Origin of the sequence: Phenylobacterium terrae (genome assembly GCF_042681205.1) — a bacterium.
Taxonomy (GTDB): domain Bacteria; phylum Pseudomonadota; class Alphaproteobacteria; order Caulobacterales; family Caulobacteraceae; genus Phenylobacterium; species Phenylobacterium terrae.
Genome location: NZ_JBHUEY010000001.1, coordinates 1,436,013 through 1,454,821, shown reverse-complemented (window position 1 = coordinate 1,454,821; position 18,809 = coordinate 1,436,013). Strand labels below are relative to the sequence as shown.

Here is an 18,809-nt window from a genome sequence, read left to right as displayed (position 1 = left end):
TCCCCCTCCGGGGGCGCATCTGGTAGAGCCTCCCGGTGCGGACCGCGCTCGCCTCCCTCACCCTCACCGACTTCCGTTCCTATGAGCGGGCGCACGTCGAGATCGGCGGGCGGGCGGTGTGGCTCGTGGGGCCGAACGGGGCGGGGAAGACCAATCTCCTGGAGGCGGTCAGCCTGCTGACGCCGGGCCGTGGCCTGCGCGGCTCGAGCCTCGCCGAGGTGGGCCGGCGGATGCCGGGCGAGGCGGTGGGCCGGGCCTGGGCGATCTCGGCGGTGGTGGAGCAGGCGGGCGAGCCGGTCAGGCTCGGCACCGGCGTCGAAGCGCCCGGCGCTGCGCGGCGGCTGGTGCGGCTGGAGGGCGAGACGGTTCCGCCCGGGCGGCTGGCCGACCACCAGCGGCAGGTGTGGCTGACGCCGGCGCAGGACCGGCTGTTCCTGGAGGGCGCGGCCGAACGCCGGCGCTTCTTCGACCGGCTGGTGTTCGCCGCCGAGCCGCTGCACGCGGCCCACGCCTCGGCCTACGAGCGGGCCCAGCGCGAGCGGATGCGGCTGCTGACCGGCGACGAGGCGCCGGACCCGGCCTGGCTCTCGGCGCTTGAGGCGCGGATGGGCGAGGCCGGCGCCCTGATCGCCGCGGCCCGGGCGCGGACGCTGTCGGCCCTGCAGGCCGAGATCGACACCCGCGGCGAGCGGCCGTTCCCGCAGGCGCGGCTGTCGCTCACCGGCGAATGGGAGATGATGGCGGCGGCAGGGGAGGGCGTCGACGCCATCGAGCCGAAACTTGTGGCCGCGCTGGCCGCCGCGAGGGGCCGCGACGCCGCCGCCGGACGCTCCCTGACGGGTCCGCACCGGGGCGATCTGGAGGTCATCCACGCCGAGAAGGACCGGCCTGCGGCCGAGTGCAGCACCGGCGAGCAAAAAGCGCTGATTTTGAACCTGGTTTTGGCCCAGGCGGCCCGTCTTTCAGGTGCAGAATCAGCGCCAGACCCTATATTATTGCTGGACGAAGTCGCAGCGCATCTGGACCGCCGCCGGCGGGGCGCGCTGTTCGACGAAATTCTGGCGCTCGGGCTTCAGGCCTTTCTCACCGGCACGGACGAGCATCTGTTCGAAGACTTGAAAGGGCGAGCTCTGGGGGTCCGCGTGGAAGCCTCGGGACTGGCGATTCTGGATCACGAATGACCGACGAGACCAACGGTAACGGCAATGGCGACGGCGCCGCGGAATACGGCGCGGAATCGATCAAGGTCCTCAAGGGCCTGGACGCGGTGCGCAAGCGGCCGGGCATGTACATCGGCGACACCGACGACGGCTCGGGCCTGCACCACATGGTCTATGAGGTGGTCGACAACGCCATCGACGAGACCCTGGCCGGCTGGGCCAGCCGGGTCGAGGTGATCCTCAACGCCGACGGCTCCTGCACCGTCACCGACGACGGACGCGGCATCCCGACCGACATCCACGAGGGCGAAGGCGTCTCGGCCGCCGAGGTCATCATGACCCAGCTGCACGCCGGCGGGAAGTTCGACCAGAACAGCTACAAGGTCTCCGGCGGCCTGCACGGCGTCGGCGTCTCGGTGGTCAACGCCCTGTCGGACTGGCTGAAGCTGGTCATCTACCGCGGCGGGCTGAAGCACGAGATGGAATTCCGCCGGGGCGATGCGGTCACCCCGCTGGCGGTGACCGGCAAGGCGCCGCTGCGCGAGAACGGCGAGTTCCTGACCGGCACCGAGGTCACCTTCCTGCCCTCGGCCGAGACCTTCTCGTTCATCGAGTTCGACCGGAAGACGCTGGAGCACCGGCTGCGCGAGCTGGCCTTCCTGAACTCGGGCGTGACCATCTGGCTGAAGGACCATCGCGGCGCCGAGCCGTTCGAGGAGGTGCTGGCCTACGAGGGCGGCATCGCCGCCTTCGTGCAGCACCTGGACAAGGCCAAGACCCCGCTGATCAAGCAGCCGATCATGATCCGCGGCGAGCGCGAGAACGTGCAGGTGGACCTAGCCCTGTGGTGGAACGACGGCTACCACGAGAACGTCCTCTGCTTCACGAACAACATCCCGCAGCGCGACGGCGGCACCCACCTGTCCGCCTTCCGCTCGGCCCTGACCCGGATCATCACCAACTACGCCGAGCAGAGCGGGGCTGCGCGGCGCGAGAAGGTCTCGGTCAGCGGCGAGGACGCCCGCGAGGGCCTGACCTGCGTGCTCTCGGTCAAGGTGCCGGACCCCAAGTTCTCGTCGCAGACCAAGGACAAGCTGGTCTCGTCCGAGGTGCGCCCGGCCGTGGAAGGCCTGGTGTCGGAGGGCCTCGGCCAATGGTTCGAGGAGCATCCGGCCGAGGCCAAGATGATCGTCCAGAAGATCGCCGAGGCCGCCGCCGCCCGCGAGGCCGCGCGCAAGGCCCGCGAGCTGACCCGCCGCAAGTCGGCCCTGGACATCACCTCCCTCCCCGGCAAGCTCGCCGACTGTCAGGAGCGCGACCCGGCCAAGAGCGAGATCTTCCTGGTCGAGGGCGACTCGGCGGGCGGCTCGGCCAAGCAGGCGCGCAATCGCGAGAACCAGGCGGTCCTGCCCCTGCGCGGCAAGATCCTCAACGTCGAGCGGGCCCGGTTCGACAAGATGCTGTCGTCCGACCAGATCGGCACCCTGATCACGGCGCTTGGCGCCGGCATCGGCCGCGACGACTTCGACATCGAGAAGATCCGCTACCACAAGATCGTGGTGATGACCGACGCCGACGTCGACGGCGCCCACATCCGGACCCTGCTGCTCACCTTCTTCTACCGGCAGATGCCGGAGGTGATCGAGCGCGGCTATCTCTATATCGCCCAGCCGCCGCTCTATAAGGCGACCAAGGGCAAGCAGAGCCGCTACCTGAAGGACGACGCCGAGCTCGAGGCCTACCTCGTCGACGAGGGGCTCGACGGCGCCCACCTGGACCTCGCCTCCGGCGAGCGGCGCCTGGGCAAGGACCTGCACGAGCTGGTCCTGGCCGCCCGCGGCGCCAAGGCGGCGATCGAGCGCCTGGCCACCCGCGCGCCGGCCTTCGCCATCGAGCAGGCCGCGCTGGCGGGCCTGCTCGGCAATTCGGAAGACGTGGCGACCGCCGCCAAGCGGCTCGACCTCTACGCCGAAGAGGGCGACGGCGCCTGGGTCGGCGAGAAGGGCGAGGTCGGCGGCTTCGTGTTCAGCCGGGTGAAGCGCGGCGTCTCCGAGCGGATCGTGCTCGACGACCTGCTGCTGCACGCCGCCGACGCCCGGCGCCTGGCCGAGCGCGCCGCGGCCATGGCCGAGACCTTCGACAAGCCCGCCACCTTCACGCGCCGGGACAAGGTGACCACCATCCGCGGTCCCCTCGACCTGGTCGCTGCGGTGATGGACGCCGGCCGCCGGGGCCTGTCGATCCAGCGCTACAAGGGGCTGGGCGAGATGAACCCCGAGCAGCTCTGGGAGACGACGCTGGACGCCAACGCCCGCACCCTGCTGCAGGTGAAGGTGACCCACGCCGACGACGCCGACGACATGTTCACCCGCCTGATGGGCGACCTGGTCGAGCCCCGCCGCGAGTTCATCCAGGAGAACGCCCTGGACGCCGAGGTGGACGTCTAGGCTTCGTCCTCAACACGAGCCCTTGGCCGCCCTTAAGCGGCCTCGAACTCGCGCACGACCTGCAGCACCGCCTCGCCGTAGTGGGCGAGCTTGGTCTCGCCGACGCCGGAGAGCTGGGCCAGGGCCGAAAGGCTGGAGGGCCGGGCGCGGGCGATCTCCGCCAGGGTCCGGTTGGCGAAGATGATGTAGGGCGGCACGCTCTGGCGCCGCGCCTCGCCGCGCCGCCAGTTGGACAGGGCCTCGAGCAGCGGCTGGTCGTGCGGCGAGAGCTCCGGCGCCGCATCGCCCGTGCGGGTCCGCTTGCGGGGCCGGCCGGAGCGGGTGGTGGCGTCGAAGCCCTCCAGCGCCTTGCGCAGCGCCACCCGCCGCTCGCCGCGGTAGACGGCGCGCACGCCGTCGGCGTCGCCCAGCCCGATCAGCGGCCGCCCGTCGTTCGGATCCTCGCGCAGCAGGCCCTCGAACAGCAGCTGGTCGATCAAGTCGCGCCAGCCGGTCGGCGAGAACTCGCGGCCGATGCCGAAGGTGGTCAGCCCGGCCTCGAAGCTCGACGGCTCCTTGGTCTTGCCCAGCAGGTGGTCGACCAGCCGGCCGCGCCCGAACCGCCCGCCCATCCGGTGCACCGCCGACAGCGCCTTCTGGGCCGCCTCGGTGGCGTCGACGGACTCCGGCGGCGCCAGGCACAGGTCGCACTGGCCGCAGGGGCGGACCTTCTCCTCGCCGAAATAGCGGCGCACGCCGGCCGCCCGGCAGCTCATCCCGTCCAGCATGGCGTAGAGCTGGCGCACCTTGCGCACCTGCACCTGCTTGACCGTATCGTCGACCTCGCGGCTCTGGATGCGCTTCATGGCCCAGGCCATGTCGGCCGCGGAGTAGAGGGTGATGCCCTCGGCCGGCTCGCCGTCGCGCCCGGCCCGGCCCACCTCCTGCCAATAGGCCTCGATGGACGCCGGCGGGTCGGCGTGGATCACGTAGCGGACGTCCGGCTTGTCGACCCCCATGCCGAAGGCGATGGTCGCCACCATCACCGCCTCGTCGGCGTCGAGGAAGTCCTCCAGCCGCTTCTCGCGCAGGTTTTTGTCCAGGCCCGCATGATAAGCCAGCGCCGGCACCCCGGCGGCGGCCAGGTCCTGGGCGATGCGCTCGGTCCCGTCCCGCGAGCCGGCGTAGACGATGCCGGAGCGGCCGCGGCGCGCGGCGATCAGCTCGGCCACCCGCTTGCCCGCCGCGCCGCGCTTGCGCTCGGCGAACAGCGACAGCTCCGGCCGGGCGAAGCTGGCCACGAACTCCTTGGTCCCGGCCAGCCGCAGCTCGTTGCGGATGTCCTCGCGGGTCCGCGAGTCCGCCGTCGCGGTCACCGCCAGCCGCGGGGTGTCGGGGAACAGCTCGGCGAGGCGGCCGAGCATCCGGTACTCGGGGCGGAAGTCGTGGCCCCACTGGCTGACGCAGTGGGCCTCGTCGATCGCGACCAGGGCCAGCGGGGTGCGCTGCAGCCGGTCCAGCATGGAGGGCTGCATCAGGCCTTCGGGCGAGACGTAGAGCAGGTCGAGCTCGCCGGCCTCGATCCGCCGCCAGGTCTCGCTGCGGGTGTTGAGGTCGACGTTGGAATCGAGCTTGGCCGCGGCGACGCCCGACTGCACCAGACCCGCCACTTGGTCGCTCATCAGCGCGATGAGGGGGGAGACCACCAGACCTAGGCCCGGACGGATCATGCTGGGAATCTGGTAGCAGAGGCTCTTGCCGCCGCCGGTCGGCAGCACCGCCAGGGCGCTCCGCCCCGCCAGCACCTCTGAGATCACTTCGGCCTGGAGGCCCCGGAACTCGGCGTGGCCGAAAGTGCGGCGCAGGACCTCCCGCGCCTCGTCGAGCGCAGGCGTCATGGCCGCGGGTTATGGCGCGAGTTGGCGGGAGGGGGAAGGCGTTGAGGCGCCGCGGGCCCCCTCCACCACGCTGCGCGTGGTCCCCCTCCCCCAAGGGGGGAGGAGAATCGAGGTGGCGGCTCTGCTCTTCTCCTCCCCCTCTAGGGGAGGGGGACCGCCGAAGGCGGTGGAGGAGGCTACTCCGCCGCCATCGCCGCCGGCGCGTCCTGCGCCCCGCGCAGCAGGCGGCCGGGCAGGGCGCCGGTGGGCTCGCCGTCGCGGTAGGTGACCTGGCCGGCGAGGAGGGTCGCGACATAGCCCTCGGCCCGCTGGATCAGCCGCCGTCCGCCGGACGGCAGGTCGTAGGCCACCTCGGGCGCCTTCAGCGTCAGGCGGTCGTAGTCGATGAGGTTGATGTCGGCGCGGTAGCCGGGCGCCAGCAGGCCGCGGTCGTAGAGGCCCACGGTCTCGGCAGTGTCGCGGCACTGGGCCTTGACCATCTTCTCGAGGGGAAGCTTCGGCCCGCGGGTGCGGTCGCGCGTCCAGTGGACGATGTTGGTGGTCGGGAAGCTGCCGTCGCAGATCATCCCCACGTGCGCCCCGCCGTCGGAGAGGCCCGGCACCACGTCGGGGTGGTTCAGCATCTCGTAGGCCGGGTCGAGGGAATAGTCGGCGTAGTTCAGCAGCGGCAGGTAGAGCATCCCCCGCCCGCCATTGGTCAGCATGTGGTCGAGGGCGATCTCGTAGGGATCTTTGCCCTGGCGCTCTGCGATGGCGGCGATGCTGGTCTCGGGCCGGGGCTCGTAGTCCGGCTCCTCGCCCATCAGCTGGATCTTGTCCCAGGACCGGGCGGGGGAGAGGCCCGGCGTCTTGGGCGAGTCGCTCTCCTCGGCCAGCAGCCGGGCGCGGAAGCCCGGATCGCGCAGCCGGGCCACGCGCTCGTCCAGCGGCAGGCGGGCGATCTCGCGATAGCTCGGATGGCGGCTGAACGGGTTCACCGTCAGCTCCAGGCCGAACAGCACGCCCACGGGCCGGGTGGCGACCTGGGCCCGCATCCGCAGCCCCTTCTCGTTGGCCGCCCGCATCCGCTCCAGCAGGTAGCGGTAGACCAGCGGCTCGCGCGGGCTCTGCACCAGCGAGATGGAGAGCGGCCGGCCCGACCGCTCGACGATGCGCTGGAGCATGTCGAACTCGGCCTCGGGATCGACGAAGTCGGAGACGAACTGCAGGACGCCCTTGCCGGCCGCGGCCAGGCCCAGCGCGATGCCGGTCAGTTCGTCCTCGCCGGCGGTCAGCGTCGGCGTCGGCTGGCCGTCGGAGGTGCGGTGGTTGAGGGTGCGCGAGGTGGAAAAGCCGATGGCCCCCGCCTCGGCCGCCCGCCGGGCGATCGCCGCCATGGCGTGGATGTCGGCCTCGGTGGCCGGCTCGCGGTTGGCGCCGCGCTCGCCCATGACGAATACTCGCAGGGCCGCGTGCGGCAGCTGGCTGGCGATGTCGACGTCGAACCGGCGCCTGGCCAGCGCATCGAGGTAGTCGGGATAGCTCTCCCAGTTCCAGGGCAGGCCCAGCGACAGGACCGGGAAGGGAATGTCCTCCACCCCCTCCATCAGCCGGATCAGCCGGTCGTGGTCCTCCGGCTTGCAGGGGGCGAAGCCGACGCCGCAGTTGCCCATCACCACGGTGGTCACCCCGTGCCACGACGAGGGCTGCATCCGCTCGTCCCAGGTCGCCTGGCCGTCGTAGTGGGTGTGGATGTCGACGAAGCCGGGGGTGACCAGCAGGCCCTTGGCGTCCAGCTCCTCGGCGCAGGTCCCGGAAACCTTTCCGACCGCAGCGATGCGGCCGTCCTTGACCGCCACGTCCGCCTCGAGGGGCGCTGCGCCCGTCCCGTCCACCACCGTGCCGCCGCGGACGACGAGATCGTAGGCCTTCTCCATGGCCGTCTCCCTTTGAGGCGTCTTGTTCTCGTTGTTGCGGCCATTCTGCCGCCCGATGACCCCGCCGGGTCAAGCGCTTAGGCGGAACGGCGGCGGCGGACGCGGCGTTCGATAGACCAATGTTAAGCGTGACGCCGGAGCCGAAGCTCCGGCGCGGGAGTCGCCCGATCCATGGCGCTGAAAGCGCTCCTCGCCCTCGTGGTCCTCGGCGCGGTGGCCGTCGGCCTGATGCTGCCGACGCCGGCCAAGGACCCGCCGCCGGTGGCCGGCAAGTTCGCCTCTGTCGACGCTGCGTCGGCCGAACCCGTGGCGCCCTAGCGCTCGCCCCGCGGCATCTCGCCGGCCCGGGCGCCGCAGCCCTTCAGGGTCTCGCCGCCGACCGTGACCTCCACCGCCAGCGGATAGGAAAGATCGCTCATTCCGTCCGAGCAGCCGGGCTGCACCCGCGCGGTCACCCTCAGCGGCGGATTGACGGTCGCCGCCTCCCAGACCGCCGCGCCGTCCTCAGCCCGCACGGAACCGGCGCCGGCGGCCACCGTCGGATGGTCGGGCCGCTCCAGGGTGATCTGGCCGCCGGTCACCTTCACGGCCCAGAAGGGCTCTGTCCCACGCCCCTCGATGTCGCCCTGCAGCTCGGCCGGCAGGGCGGGCGGCGTGGCGGCCGCCGGCGGCGCGGGCGCCTCAGCCGGCGCGGCCGGAGCGGGGGCGGGCTCCGGTGCGGGCCGCTCGCAGGCGGTCAGGATCAGGGCGGCGAGGACGGCGACGGCTGCGCGCATGGGGACTCCTGCGTTTTCCGGCGGCGCAGGTTAGCCTCCCGAGCCAGATGAGTCGCGCCCTCACCTTCTACGAGTTCTTCGCCGGCGGGGGCATGGCCAGGCTGGGCCTGGGCGCCGGCTGGCGCTGCCTGTTCGCCAACGACTTCGACCCGGTGAAGGCCCAGACCTACCGGGCGAACTTCGAGGACGCGGCGGATCACTTCCACCAGGGCGACGTATGGGCGCTGTCGCCCGCCGACCTGCCGGGCGCGCCGGACCTGGCCTGGGCCTCCTCGCCCTGCCAGGACTTCTCCCTCGCCGGGGCCCGGGCGGGGCTGACCGGCGGCCGGTCCTCCGCCTTCTTCGGCTTCTGGCGGCTGATGGAGGGGCTGGAGCGGGAGGGCCGCGCCCCGCGGGCGATCGTCATCGAGAACGTCTCAGGCCTGCTCACCTCCCACGGCGGCCGCGACTTCGAGGCCTTGTGCGAGGCGCTCGCCGCCCTCGGCTACCGCTTCGGCGCCCTGGAGATCGACGCCGCGGGCTTCCTGCCGCAGTCGCGGCCGAGGGTGTTCGTGATCGCCGCCCGCGCCGCGCCGCCGGCCGGGCTCGCCGGGCCGAGCGGCTACCACACCCGCGCCGTGCGCGAGGCCCACGGCCGGCTGCCCGAAGCGCTGCAGGCGCGCTGGGTCTGGTGGGCGCTCGAGGCGCCGCCTGCCCGCAACACCGACCTCGCGACGCTGCTGGAGCCTGACGCCCCGTGGCATCCGCCAGCCAAGACCGCCGCCCTGCTGGACCTGATGGCCCCGATGCATCGCGCCCGCGTCGAGGCCGCCCGCAGCCGGCCGGACCACGCCGTCGGCGCCGTCTTCCGTCGCATGCGCATCGAGCACGGCCAGCGCGTCCAGCGGGCCGAGGTGCGCTTCGACGGCCTGGCCGGCTGCCTGCGCACCCCGCGCGGCGGCTCCTCGCGCCAGACGCTGCTGATCGCCGGCGGCGGGCAGGTGCGCTCGCGCCTGCTCACCGCCCGCGAGGCCGCCCGGCTGATGGGCCTGCCCGACAGCTACGCTCTGCCCGGCGGCCTCCACGCCGGTCTGCACGTCGCCGGCGACGGCGTCGCCGTCCCGGTGGTCCGCTGGCTGGCCGCCCACATCCTCGAGCCGCTGCTGCGCGCGCCCGCCGCCCTCGCGGCGGAGTAGCTGTGTGACTGGTTATCGTGTCCGGCTGGGCGCGATGGTCCTGGATGGGGGACCATAACCCGTCACCATCGCAGCCGACTGCCGGGGCGACAGGGTATGTCGTCCCCCGGCGGGTGGGCCTGGTCGGCGCTGGGACGCCATAACCAGTCACCTAAGGGTCTTTAGAGAATCTGCGCCCGTCACCGGGTTCCTTTCGCCGCTGGAAGCCTTAGGTTCGCTGATCGAAGGGCACGAAAGCTTCCGAGACCCACATGGACGCCACGCCGGACAAATCCTACGACGCCGCCCGCTATCGCCGGGCCGGCCGGGGCAAGATCTTCGACTCCATCCTCGACACGGTCGGCGACACCCCGCTGGTGCGCCTGCCGCGCCTCACCGCGGCGCTGAAGCCCAGGGGCGAGGTCGTCGCCAAGCTGGAGTTCTTCAACCCGCTCGCCTCGGTGAAGGACCGCATCGGGGTGGCGATGATCGAATACCTCGAGGCCAAGGGGGTGCTGAAGGACGGCGCGACCATCGTCGAGCCGACCAGCGGCAACACCGGCATCGCGCTGGCCTTCGTCGCCGCCGCCAAGGGCTACAAGCTGATCCTGGTGATGCCTGAGAGCATGTCGCTGGAGCGGCGCAAGATGCTGGTGCTGCTGGGCGCCAAGCTGGAGCTCACCCCCGCCGAGCGCGGCATGGCCGGCGCGGTGGCCAGGGCCCGCGAGCTGGTCGACGCCATCCCTGGCGCCGTCATGCCCCAGCAGTTCGACAACGAGGCCAACCCGCTGATCCACCGGGTCTCCACCGCCGAGGAGATCTGGAACGACACCGAGGGCCGAGTGGATGCGGTGATCAGCGGCGTCGGGACCGGCGGCACCATCACCGGGGTCGGCAAGGTGCTGAAGTCGCGCAAGCCCTCGGTGAAGATGATCGCGGTCGAGCCGTCGGCGTCGCCGGTGCTCTCCGGCGGCCAGCCCGGGCCGCACAAGATCCAGGGCATCGGGGCGGGCTTCGTGCCCTCCATCCTCGACCGCGGGGTGATCGACGAGATCGTCCAGGTGTCCAACGAGGACTCCTTCGCCATGGCCCGGCGGGTGGCGCGCGAGGAGGGGCTGCCGGTCGGCATCTCTTCCGGCGCGGCCCTGACGGCGGCCTTCGACGTCGCCTCGCGCGAGGACATGGCCGGCAAGCTGGTGGTGGCGATCATCCCGAGCTTCGCCGAGCGCTACCTCTCGACCCCGCTGTTTGAGGGGCTGTGACCGCCCCGCCGGGCGAGCGCACGGACGTCTTCGCGCCGGACCAGCGTTCGGCGGTGATGCGCAAGGTCAAGGGCCGGGACACCGGTCCGGAACTGAAGGTGCGCCGGCTGCTCTGGCGGCTGGGCGCCCGCTACCGCCTGCACCGGCGCGATCTGCCGGGCTCGCCCGACATCGTCATGCCCGGCCGCCGGCTCGCCCTCTTCGTGCACGGCTGCTTCTGGCACGGGCACGACTGCGCGCGAGGCTCCCGGGTCCCCAAGGCCAATCGCGACTACTGGACCGCCAAGGTCGCCCGCAACCGCGCCCGGGACGCCGCGGCCCGCGAGGCGCTGACCGCCGCCGGCTGGCGCGCCGAGACCCTCTGGGAATGCGAGCTGAAGGACGAGGCGGCGCTGGAGGCGCGGCTGAGGGCCATGCTGAAGTAGATTGCGTGCGGCAACTCAGGGAGAAACGCGGTGGCTCCGAAGTCTCTGATGGTGATCCAGTACGTCCACGACATGCCGGCCGCCGTCGCCTTCTACCGCGACGGCGTGGGGCTGGAGCTGGTCTCCAAGTCGGCCGGCTGGTCGATGTTCCGTTGCGGTGATGCGCTGCTCGGCCTGCATGGCATCTACGGCAGCGTGGCCGAGCGCCCGGTGCCCTATGCGGGATTGAACCTGGAGGTGGACGACCTGGACCCCGCCGTCGAGCGCGCCGTGGCCCATGGCGCCAGGCTCGTGGAGGTTCGAGAGCCGGAGCCGGGGATACCGGTCCGTTTGGGCGTCCTGATCGATCCGAATGGCAACGGCCTGGAGCTGCGCCAGCAAATGGACGCCTAGCGCCCCGGCCTCAGGCCGCCGCGCTCTCGCGGGCCGCGGCCTCCAGCGCCTCGGCGAGCGCGCGGTGGAGCGAGGCGGCGTCGATCGGCTTGGCGATGTGGCCGGTCATGCCGGCCTGGCGGCAGCGCTCGATCTCGGCCGGCTCATCCGAGCCGGTGCAGGCGATCACCGGCGTCCTGGCGTTGGGGCCGGCGCGGGCGCGCAGACGGCGGGTGGTCTCGCGGCCGTCCAACTCGGGCATGTGGACGTCCATCAGGATCACGTCGAAGGGCTGGATGGCGGCCCGGTCCAGCGCTTCTGCGCCGCTCTCGGCCAGCACGACGGTGACGCCCAGCGGCTCCAGCATCAGGTCCAGGGCCCGGCGGTTCACCTCGTGGTCGTCGACCACCAGCACCCGCACGCCCGCCTCGGGCGGCGGCGATCGGCCGGGGGCTGGCGCGGCGGCGCCCAGGTTGACCTGCAGCGTGAAGGTGGAGCCCTCGCCCGGCGCGCTGAGGCAGGTCAGGTCGCCGCCCATCAACCGGGCGAGCTCGCGGCTGATGGCCAGGCCCAGGCCGGTGCCGCCGTGGGTGCGGGCGGTGGCCGCGCCGCCCTGCTCGAAGGGGGTGAACAGCCGCGCCAGCCGGTCGGCGGTGAGGCCGGGTCCGGTGTCGCACACCGCCAGCCGCAGCTGGAAGCCGCCGGGCCCGGCGGTTCCGCCGAGGCTGAGGGTCACCGCGCCCGCCTCGGTGAACTTGATGGCGTTGGAGAGCAGGTTGTTGAGGATCTGCGACAGGCGCGTGGGGTCGCCGCTCGCCTGGTCCGGGAGGTTCTCGAGCCCCTCGACGGTGAGGGCCAGACCCTTGCCCGCCGCCTCGCTGGACCAGAAGGCGACCGCATCGCGGATCAGGCCCGGCAGGTCGAAGGCCACGTCCTCGATGCGCATCCGGCCGGCCTCCATCTTGGAAAGATCGAGCAGGTCGTTGAGCAGGGCGCGCATCATCCGCCCCGCCTGGCCGATCAGGGCGGCGTGCTCGGCGGCGCGGGCCGGATCGCGCCCGACGGCCTCGGCCCCGGCCAGGATGGCGCTGATCGGGGTGCGCAGTTCATGGCTGACCATGGCCACGAAGGCCGACTTGGCGTCCGTCAGGGCCTCGGCCTGGGCCCGCCGGCGCTCGGCCTCGGCGCGCGCGGCGCGCACCACCGCCTGGCTCGCGGCCACCGCCCGCCAGGTCACCGTCGAGGAGAAGACCATCAGCCCCAGGATGAGGGCCAGCGCCGCGGCGAAGCTCCACGAGCCGGAGAGGCCGAAGGCCGTCCAGACGCTGAGCGCCAGATAGCCAAGCAGGGGCGTGATGCAGGCGATGAAGGCGCCGGACGAACGCTGGGTTGTCACCAGCGCGTTCAGGACCGCGCTGGCGAAGAAGGGCCCGGCCAGCACCAGTCCGACGACACCGGCCCGGCTCACCGCGAACAGCGCCAAAGAGCCGTAGACCAGGGCGTTCATGGCCAGCACGCCCCAGCCGACGACCGGCGGGTGGCGCCAGGCGGCGTCCTGGTCGGGGTCGAACAGCAGGACCTCGGCGGCCTGGATCGCCAGGTAGAGCGCCAGCCAGACGGTCGCGGGCTCCCAGCCGACGACCAGTCCGAAGGCCGCCGCATGCACCACGCTCACGGCGATGCGGCTGCGCGCCCCCCGCCGCCGGGCCAGCATGGTCTTGGTCAAACCGACCACGGTGTCGGCGCTCGCCCCCGGCATGCGCGTCAGGTCTCTCCACCAGCAACGGCATCGTCGCTGAGCGACCACTGTTACGCTTCGCGGCTAAGGCGGGGTAAAACAACGCGGGTTCGAAGGCGTGAACGAAGACGGTGAACGCCCCGCGCTCGGCCGCGCCTCCCCCTCGTCATGGCCGGCTCATGCCGGCCACCCATCCTGATGAGCTAGCTCCAGCCGCAACGGGCTGGCTGGCCGGGATGATGGGAGAGACGCGCGGCGCCCTAGAACGCCTCGGCCGGCAGCGACATCATCACCTCGGCGCCGGTCTTCAGCTTGGCCAGGTGCGCGCCGCTCTCCGGCAGGATGCGCTCCATGTAGTAGCGGGCGAGCGTGACCTTGGTCTGGTAGAACGGATCGGTCTCGCCGGCGGCGATCTTCGCCAGCGCCGCCTTGGCCGACAGCGCCCACATGTAGGCCAGCGCCGTCAGGCCGAAGAGCTGCAGGTAGTCGGTGGAGGCCGCGCCGGCGTTCTCCGGGTTCACCAGCCCGTTCTGCATCAGCCACATGGTGGCCTCCTGCAGCTGGGCCTTGGCCTCGGCGAGGGGGCCGACGAAGGGGGCGAGGTCCGCGCGGTCGTCGTGGGCGGCGACGAAGGCGTCGATCTCGGCGAAGAAGGTCATCGCCGCCCGGCCGCCCTCGGCCGCCAGCTTGCGGCCCACCAGGTCGAGGGCCTGGATGCCGTTCGTGCCCTCGTAGATCATGGTGATGCGGGTGTCGCGGACGTACTGGCTGGCCGGGAAGTGCTCGGTGAAACCCGAGCCGCCGTGCACCTGCAGCGCATCCGAGCAGGCCTTGAAGCCGCGGTCGGTGAGGAAGCCTTTCACCACCGGCGTCAGCAGGGCCATGTAGTCGGCCCCCTTGCGGCGGACGTCCTCCTCGGGGCTGACGTGGGAGAGGTCCCCGTGCAGAGCGGTCCAGAACAGGAAGGCGCGCCCGCCCTCCACGATCGCCCGGGAGTCCATCAGCATCCGGCGCACGTCCGGGTGGACGATGATCGGGTCGGCCGGCCCGTCGGGGTTCTTCGGGCCGGTGAGCGAGCGCATCTGCAGCCGCTCCTTGGAAAAGGCGGCGGCGGCCTGGTAGGCGGCCTCGGCCTGGGCGATGGCCTGCAGGCCCACCCCGATGCGCGCCTCGTTCATCATCACGAACATCACCTGCAGGCCGCGGTTCTCCTCGCCGACCAGCCAGCCCGTCGCCCCCTCGTGCTGCATCACGCAGGTGGCGTTGCCGTGGATGCCCATCTTTTCTTCCAGGCCCGCACAGAACACGCTGTTGCGCTCGCCGGGGTTTCCGTCGGCGTCCGGGATGAACTTGGGCACGACGAACAGGCTGATGCCGCGGGTGCCGGCCGGGGCGCCCTCGATGCGGGCCAGCACCAGGTGGACGATGTTCTCGGCCATGTCGTGCTCGCCGCCGCTGATCCAGATCTTCTGGCCGGTGATGCGGTAGCTGCCGTCGGGCTGGGGGACGGCCTTGGTGCGGATGAGGCCCAGGTCCGTGCCGCAGTGCGGCTCGGTCAGGTTCATGGTCCCGCACCACTGGCCGCTGGCCAGCTTGGGCAGGTAGAGCTGCTTCTGGGCCTCCGTGCCGCCCACCCGGATCGCCGAATAGGCCCCGTGGGTCAGGCCGGGATACATGCCGAAGGCCATGTTGGCCCCGCTCATCACCTCCGAGAAGGCCATGTAGACCACGTGCGGCAGGCCCTGCCCGCCGTAGGCCGGCTCGGCGCCCAGCGCCATCCAGCCGCCCTCGACCAGCTGCCGGTAGGCCTCGGCGAATCCGTCCGGGGTCTTCACCGAATGGTCGGGGCTCCAGGCGCAGCCCTGCTTGTCGCCCACCGGGTTCAGCGGCGCCAGCACCTCGGCCGCGAACTGGCCGGCGCCTTCCAGGATCTGGTCCAGCACCTCGCCGGCGGCCTCGGAGAAGCCGGGCAGGTTGGCGTAGCGGTCGATCTCCAGGACCTCCCGCAGCAGGAAGGCCTGGTCGCGGATCGGCGGCGTGTAGGTCATGCGGGCTCCGGCGGGCCAGGCTCCGCCGGCCCGTCACTTGGTGGGTCTAGTGGGCGTGTTCGGGGTCCAGGCGCCGGCGCAGCACCAGGTCGTAGTCGGCCGCCTGGGGCAGCAGGTCCGGCCGGGTCTCGGCCAGCTGCTTCTCCAGCCGCTCGACGCCGGCCTTCAGCTCGGCGATGGCGTTGTCGATGTCCTGCCGCTGGGCTTCCAGGGCGACGATGCGCTCCTGGAACTTCTTCAGCGACTTGGCCGCCTGCGTCGCCCCGCCGTCGCCGACGTTGTAGAGGTCGAGGATCTCGCGGATCTCGGCCAGGGCCAGCCCGACCCGCTTGCCGCGCAGGATCAGCTGCAGCCGGGCGCGGTCCTTGTAGGAATAGACCCGGTTCATGCCGTCCCGGGCGGGGTTCAGCAGCCCCTTGTCCTCATAGAAGCGCAGCGCCCGCGGCGTGCATTTGAACTCCTGGCAGAGCTGCCGGATCGTGAAGGTGCGGTGGGGGCGGCGAAGGTCCGCAGTCATGGGCGTCTCCCGATGAACGCGTCTTTAGGCGCGATCCTTCGACGGTAGGCTAACGTTTGCGTCAACGTCAAGCAGGGCGCCGCAAGGGAGGCTTTCGGCGACGGGCGCTTGCGTGCGGGCCTGATGCCCGTGACCCTGCGCCGAGGAGAATTCTGATGCGGCAGAAGGCGGTCGCCCTCGGCGCGGGCGGGACGGGCGGGCATCTCTTCCCAGCTCAGGCGTTGGCGAGTGAACTGTGCCGGCGCGGCTGGCAGGTGACGTTGCTCACCGACGATCGCGGCGCGGCTTTCGCCGGCCAGGCCAGCCGCGACACTGTAGCGCTTCCGGCCTCCCGGATCGGCGGCGGCGTGAGTGGGAAGGCTCGCGCAGCCGCGGTGATCGCATCGGCGACTTGGAAAGCCAGGCGCCTGCTGCGGGAGCGTCAGGCGCGCGGACTCGTCGGGTTCGGCGGCTATCCCTCCTTCGCGCCGGCGCTCGCCGCGAAGAGCCTCGGGCTGCCCCTGCTCCTTCACGAGCAGGCGACGAAGTTCAGCCTCGCCAACCAGAAGCTGCTCGGCGCCGCGACGCGGGTCGCGCTCTCCTTTCCGATCGAGCATGGGCGCCGGGATGCCGACAAGTTCGTGCTGACCGGGCCCCCGGTGCGGCCCGAGATCGCCGCCGCCGCCGGCGCCCCTTTTCCGACGCTTGATGGCTCGATCCGCCTGCTCGTGGTCGGCGGCAGCCAGGCGGCGGCGGTGTTCGGAGAGCAGATCCCCCGCGCTGTCCTGCAGTTGCCGGACGACCTGCGGGCCCGGCTGAGGCTCGCTCTTCAGTACAGGGGCGACGACGCCGAGGATGTGCGTGCGCGCCTGGAAGCCAACGGCGTAGCGACGACTGTCGCGCCGTTCTTCCACGACATGGCCGACCAGCTCGTCGCCGCTCACCTGGTCATTTGCCGGGCCGGCGCATCGACCGCCGCCGATCTGACGGCGGTTGGGCGGCCAGCCATCTTCATCCCGATCCCCCGCGGCGGCTCGGCGGACGAGCAGGACCGCAACGCCAGGGCTTTTGAGCGAGCTGGCGCGGGCTGGCGCCTGGCCCAGGTGGACCTCGAGGCCGGCCTGCTCGCCCCGCTGCTGCGCGCCCTGCTGAGCGGCGACGCCCTGGCCGAGGCGGCCGCGGCGTCGGCGAAGCTGGGGCGGGCCGACGGCGCCGCGCGCCTCGCCGATCTTGTGGAGCAGACGCTGGCGTGAGCGCCGGCTCAGCCGACGTGGGTGGCTGTGCCGGCGACGATGTACCAGGTGACGAATAGGCCGCAGAGGAGGGCGCCGGGGACGTGGCTGCCGGTGCGCCGCCAGGTGAACACGCAGAGCATCGCCAGCGCCGCCAGCAGCACGATGAACTGCAGGGCGACGATGACGTTCAGCGCCTCGAACGGCAGCGGCAGCGCGCCGGTGGCGAAGAGCACCGCATACTGCACGCCGGTGACGACCACGAAGCCCAGCGTCAGGGCGGCGACGGCGGTGGCGTACTGGCCGGCCGCGCCCTGGCCCCGCAGCATCAGCGCCGTCGCCCCGCGGAAGGCGATCCAGACGAAGACGGTGAACGGGACGAGATAGGCGAGGAAGGCCAGCGCCTGGCGCCCGCTCATCGGCTTCAGGGCCACGATCCAGAAGCGGAAATCGACGTGGACGAGCCCGGCGAGGACGGCCGCCAGGTAGGCGAGGCCGACGACCGCTGCGGCCAGAAGCAGCGCGGGCCCGAGCGGGACGGGCCGGGCGGCCGAGCGCCTCGCCAGCCACAGGCCGAGCAACAGGGCGATCGCCGAGTTGAGCAGCGCCCAGGCGGTGAGCCAGTTGTTGATCGACTGCGGGAAGACCGCGCTCGGCGGGATCGGCGGCGGGAGGGTCAGGATGGCGGCGTAGAAGGTCAGGGCCGGAATGAAGGCGCCGAGCAGCAGCAGGGCCCACCAGCGGCCGTCGCGCCGCTCCCGCGCGGGCTCCGGCGCGCCGCGCAGGCCGGCGAACAGGGGCAGGGCGAGCAGGGCCTGGAAGGCGCCGGCCATCAGCACGAACACGCCGATCAGGGCGATCCCCGTGCCGATCTCCTTCCACATCCAGATCTGGTCCGAGGCCGGGCGGGGCGTCCCGCCCTCCAGGGTCCGGGCGAACCAGTCCAGGCTGTAGCCGATCGCCTCGGGCGAGATGTGGTCGCCCGGGTGAGTGGTGACCGGCGCGTAGAGCGCTCGGGCGGCGCCCGACGCGAGGTCGCCGTAGATCCGGCCCGGCTGCACGGGCTCGGCCGAGCCGAACAGCGCCTGCAGCTTCTCGCTGGCTCCGACGTTGCGGGAGTCCGCCACGCCCCACATCAGCGGCGCGAACTCGTCGTAGGTGGAGAAGACGACGGCGACGTTGCGCGGCCAGGCCGGCGAGCCGGGCTGCGAGAACGGCGGGCCCACCGAGGAGCCCTCCAGCACCATGGACCTGTAGCCGTCCGGCTGGGCGGCCGCGGCGGCGAGCACCGTCCAGCCGCCCATGCTGTGGCCCTCCAGGCCGATGTTGGCCTTGTCCACTATGGGAAGGGAGCGGAGGTAGGCGAGCCCCTCCGGCCCGCCAAACCCCTTCTGCGTCGCCGCCCCGCCGCTGTAGCCGTGGCCGCGCTGGTCGAGCGCCAGCACCACGTATCCGCGCCGCGCGAACTCGATGGCGAATCCGCTCTGGGTCTCGCGGGTGTTGATGTAGCCGTGCACCGCCAGCACGCCCGGGGCCGGCGTCGCCGGCGTGGCGTTCGGCGGGGTGTAGAGCAGGGCGCTGAACTCGGTCCCGTCCGGCCCGCGGAACCGCACGTCCTCGACGCGAACGCCGCCCGCGGTCTGGACGAACGCCGCCAGCGCGACCCCAGCCGCGATCAGCAGCGCCCCGACGGCCGCCAGCCCCCAGCCGGCGCGCCCCTTCGCCTTCTCCGCCATCGCCCCACCCTTTCGTTTTCGCCCCGAAGCGAAAGCTGCGCTTGGCCGCCGCGGCGTGTCAACCGCGCCACGCCGCCGCCATCAGCCCCACTTAGCCGCAACTTCGCCATTGACCGCCGTGCGCCACTTTCGCATAGCCTTCGCAATATCTTCGTTATGCACGAAGAAAC

15 protein-coding genes are annotated in these 18,809 nt (G+C 72.1%); 8 read left to right on the top strand and 7 right to left on the bottom strand.

The annotated features are described in order from the left end of the window. Positions 1 to 35 precede the first annotated feature (35 nt). Together recF and gyrB are read left to right on the top strand one after the other, a co-directional pair. Positions 36 to 1,181 (top strand): DNA replication/repair protein RecF, encoded by a 1,146-nt coding sequence (gene recF / locus ACFSC0_RS07310; protein WP_377284342.1) that lies wholly within the window; start codon positions 36 to 38, stop codon positions 1,179 to 1,181. Then, positions 1,178 to 3,607, top strand: a complete 2,430-nt coding sequence (gene gyrB / locus ACFSC0_RS07305; RefSeq protein WP_377284341.1) for a DNA topoisomerase (ATP-hydrolyzing) subunit B — start codon at positions 1,178 to 1,180, stop codon at positions 3,605 to 3,607. The genes recF and gyrB overlap by 4 nt, the downstream gene beginning before the upstream one ends. A gap of 32 nt (positions 3,608 to 3,639) precedes the next feature. Here gyrB and recQ read toward each other — a convergent pair whose 3' ends face one another. Next, complete coding sequence (gene recQ, locus ACFSC0_RS07300; RefSeq protein WP_377284340.1) at positions 3,640 to 5,484, bottom strand: DNA helicase RecQ; 1,845 nt, start codon at positions 5,482 to 5,484, stop codon at positions 3,640 to 3,642. Between the two features lie 176 nt (positions 5,485 to 5,660). Next, complete coding sequence (locus ACFSC0_RS07295) at positions 5,661 to 7,400, bottom strand: N-acyl-D-amino-acid deacylase family protein (RefSeq protein ID WP_377284339.1); 1,740 nt, start codon at positions 7,398 to 7,400, stop codon at positions 5,661 to 5,663. Between the two features lie 171 nt (positions 7,401 to 7,571). Between ACFSC0_RS07295 and ACFSC0_RS07290 the strand changes: the two genes are divergently transcribed. After that, positions 7,572 to 7,718 (top strand): hypothetical protein, encoded by a 147-nt coding sequence (locus ACFSC0_RS07290; protein WP_377284338.1) that lies wholly within the window; start codon positions 7,572 to 7,574, stop codon positions 7,716 to 7,718. Here ACFSC0_RS07290 and ACFSC0_RS07285 read toward each other — a convergent pair. Then, a complete protein-coding gene (locus ACFSC0_RS07285) occupies positions 7,715 to 8,176 on the bottom strand; it encodes a COG3650 family protein (protein ID WP_377284337.1) in 462 nt (153 codons plus the stop codon). The two genes, ACFSC0_RS07290 and ACFSC0_RS07285, sit on opposite strands and share 4 nt — an antisense overlap. Positions 8,177 to 8,223: 47 nt before the next feature. Between ACFSC0_RS07285 and ACFSC0_RS07280 the strand changes: the two genes are divergently transcribed. From ACFSC0_RS07280 to ACFSC0_RS07265, 4 genes are all read left to right on the top strand, one after another. Beyond that, the gene (locus ACFSC0_RS07280; protein ID WP_377284336.1) at positions 8,224 to 9,351 is read left to right on the top strand and encodes a DNA cytosine methyltransferase; all 1,128 of its coding nucleotides are present in this window, start codon (positions 8,224 to 8,226) and stop codon (positions 9,349 to 9,351) included. 251 nt (positions 9,352 to 9,602) lie between these two features. Next, on the top strand, positions 9,603 to 10,592 hold the full coding sequence (gene cysK, locus ACFSC0_RS07275; protein ID WP_377284335.1) for a cysteine synthase A: 990 nt from the start codon (positions 9,603 to 9,605) through the stop codon (positions 10,590 to 10,592). Continuing rightward, complete coding sequence (locus ACFSC0_RS07270; protein WP_377284334.1) at positions 10,589 to 11,017, top strand: very short patch repair endonuclease; 429 nt, start codon at positions 10,589 to 10,591, stop codon at positions 11,015 to 11,017. Before cysK ends, ACFSC0_RS07270 begins: the two co-directional genes overlap by 4 nt. Before the next feature lie 30 nt (positions 11,018 to 11,047). Further along, entirely contained in the window at positions 11,048 to 11,410 is a 363-nt protein-coding gene (locus ACFSC0_RS07265) for a VOC family protein (protein ID WP_377284333.1), read from the top strand. 10 nt (positions 11,411 to 11,420) lie between these two features. On the opposite strand, the gene ACFSC0_RS07260 is transcribed toward ACFSC0_RS07265, so the two are convergent. The 3 genes from ACFSC0_RS07260 to ACFSC0_RS07250 all read right to left on the bottom strand — a co-directional run bounded on the left by ACFSC0_RS07260 (position 11,421) and on the right by ACFSC0_RS07250 (position 15,692). Further along, on the bottom strand, positions 11,421 to 13,148 hold the full coding sequence (locus ACFSC0_RS07260; RefSeq protein ID WP_377284332.1) for an ATP-binding protein: 1,728 nt from the start codon (positions 13,146 to 13,148) through the stop codon (positions 11,421 to 11,423). Between the two features lie 239 nt (positions 13,149 to 13,387). Beyond that, positions 13,388 to 15,175, bottom strand: a complete 1,788-nt coding sequence (locus tag ACFSC0_RS07255; RefSeq protein WP_377284331.1) for an acyl-CoA dehydrogenase C-terminal domain-containing protein — start codon at positions 15,173 to 15,175, stop codon at positions 13,388 to 13,390. A gap of 46 nt (positions 15,176 to 15,221) precedes the next feature. Then, a complete protein-coding gene (locus tag ACFSC0_RS07250; RefSeq protein WP_377284330.1) occupies positions 15,222 to 15,692 on the bottom strand; it encodes a MerR family transcriptional regulator in 471 nt (156 codons plus the stop codon). Positions 15,693 to 15,847: 155 nt separating this feature from the next. Here ACFSC0_RS07250 and ACFSC0_RS07245 point away from each other — a divergent pair, with 155 nt between their 5' ends. Beyond that, a complete protein-coding gene (locus ACFSC0_RS07245; protein WP_377284329.1) occupies positions 15,848 to 16,924 on the top strand; it encodes a UDP-N-acetylglucosamine--N-acetylmuramyl-(pentapeptide) pyrophosphoryl-undecaprenol N-acetylglucosamine transferase in 1,077 nt (358 codons plus the stop codon). Positions 16,925 to 16,932: 8 nt separating this feature from the next. On the opposite strand, the gene ACFSC0_RS07240 is transcribed toward ACFSC0_RS07245, so the two are convergent. After that, the gene (locus ACFSC0_RS07240) at positions 16,933 to 18,639 is read right to left on the bottom strand and encodes an alpha/beta hydrolase family protein (protein WP_377284328.1); all 1,707 of its coding nucleotides are present in this window, start codon (positions 18,637 to 18,639) and stop codon (positions 16,933 to 16,935) included. Positions 18,640 to 18,809: the final 170 nt, after the last annotated feature.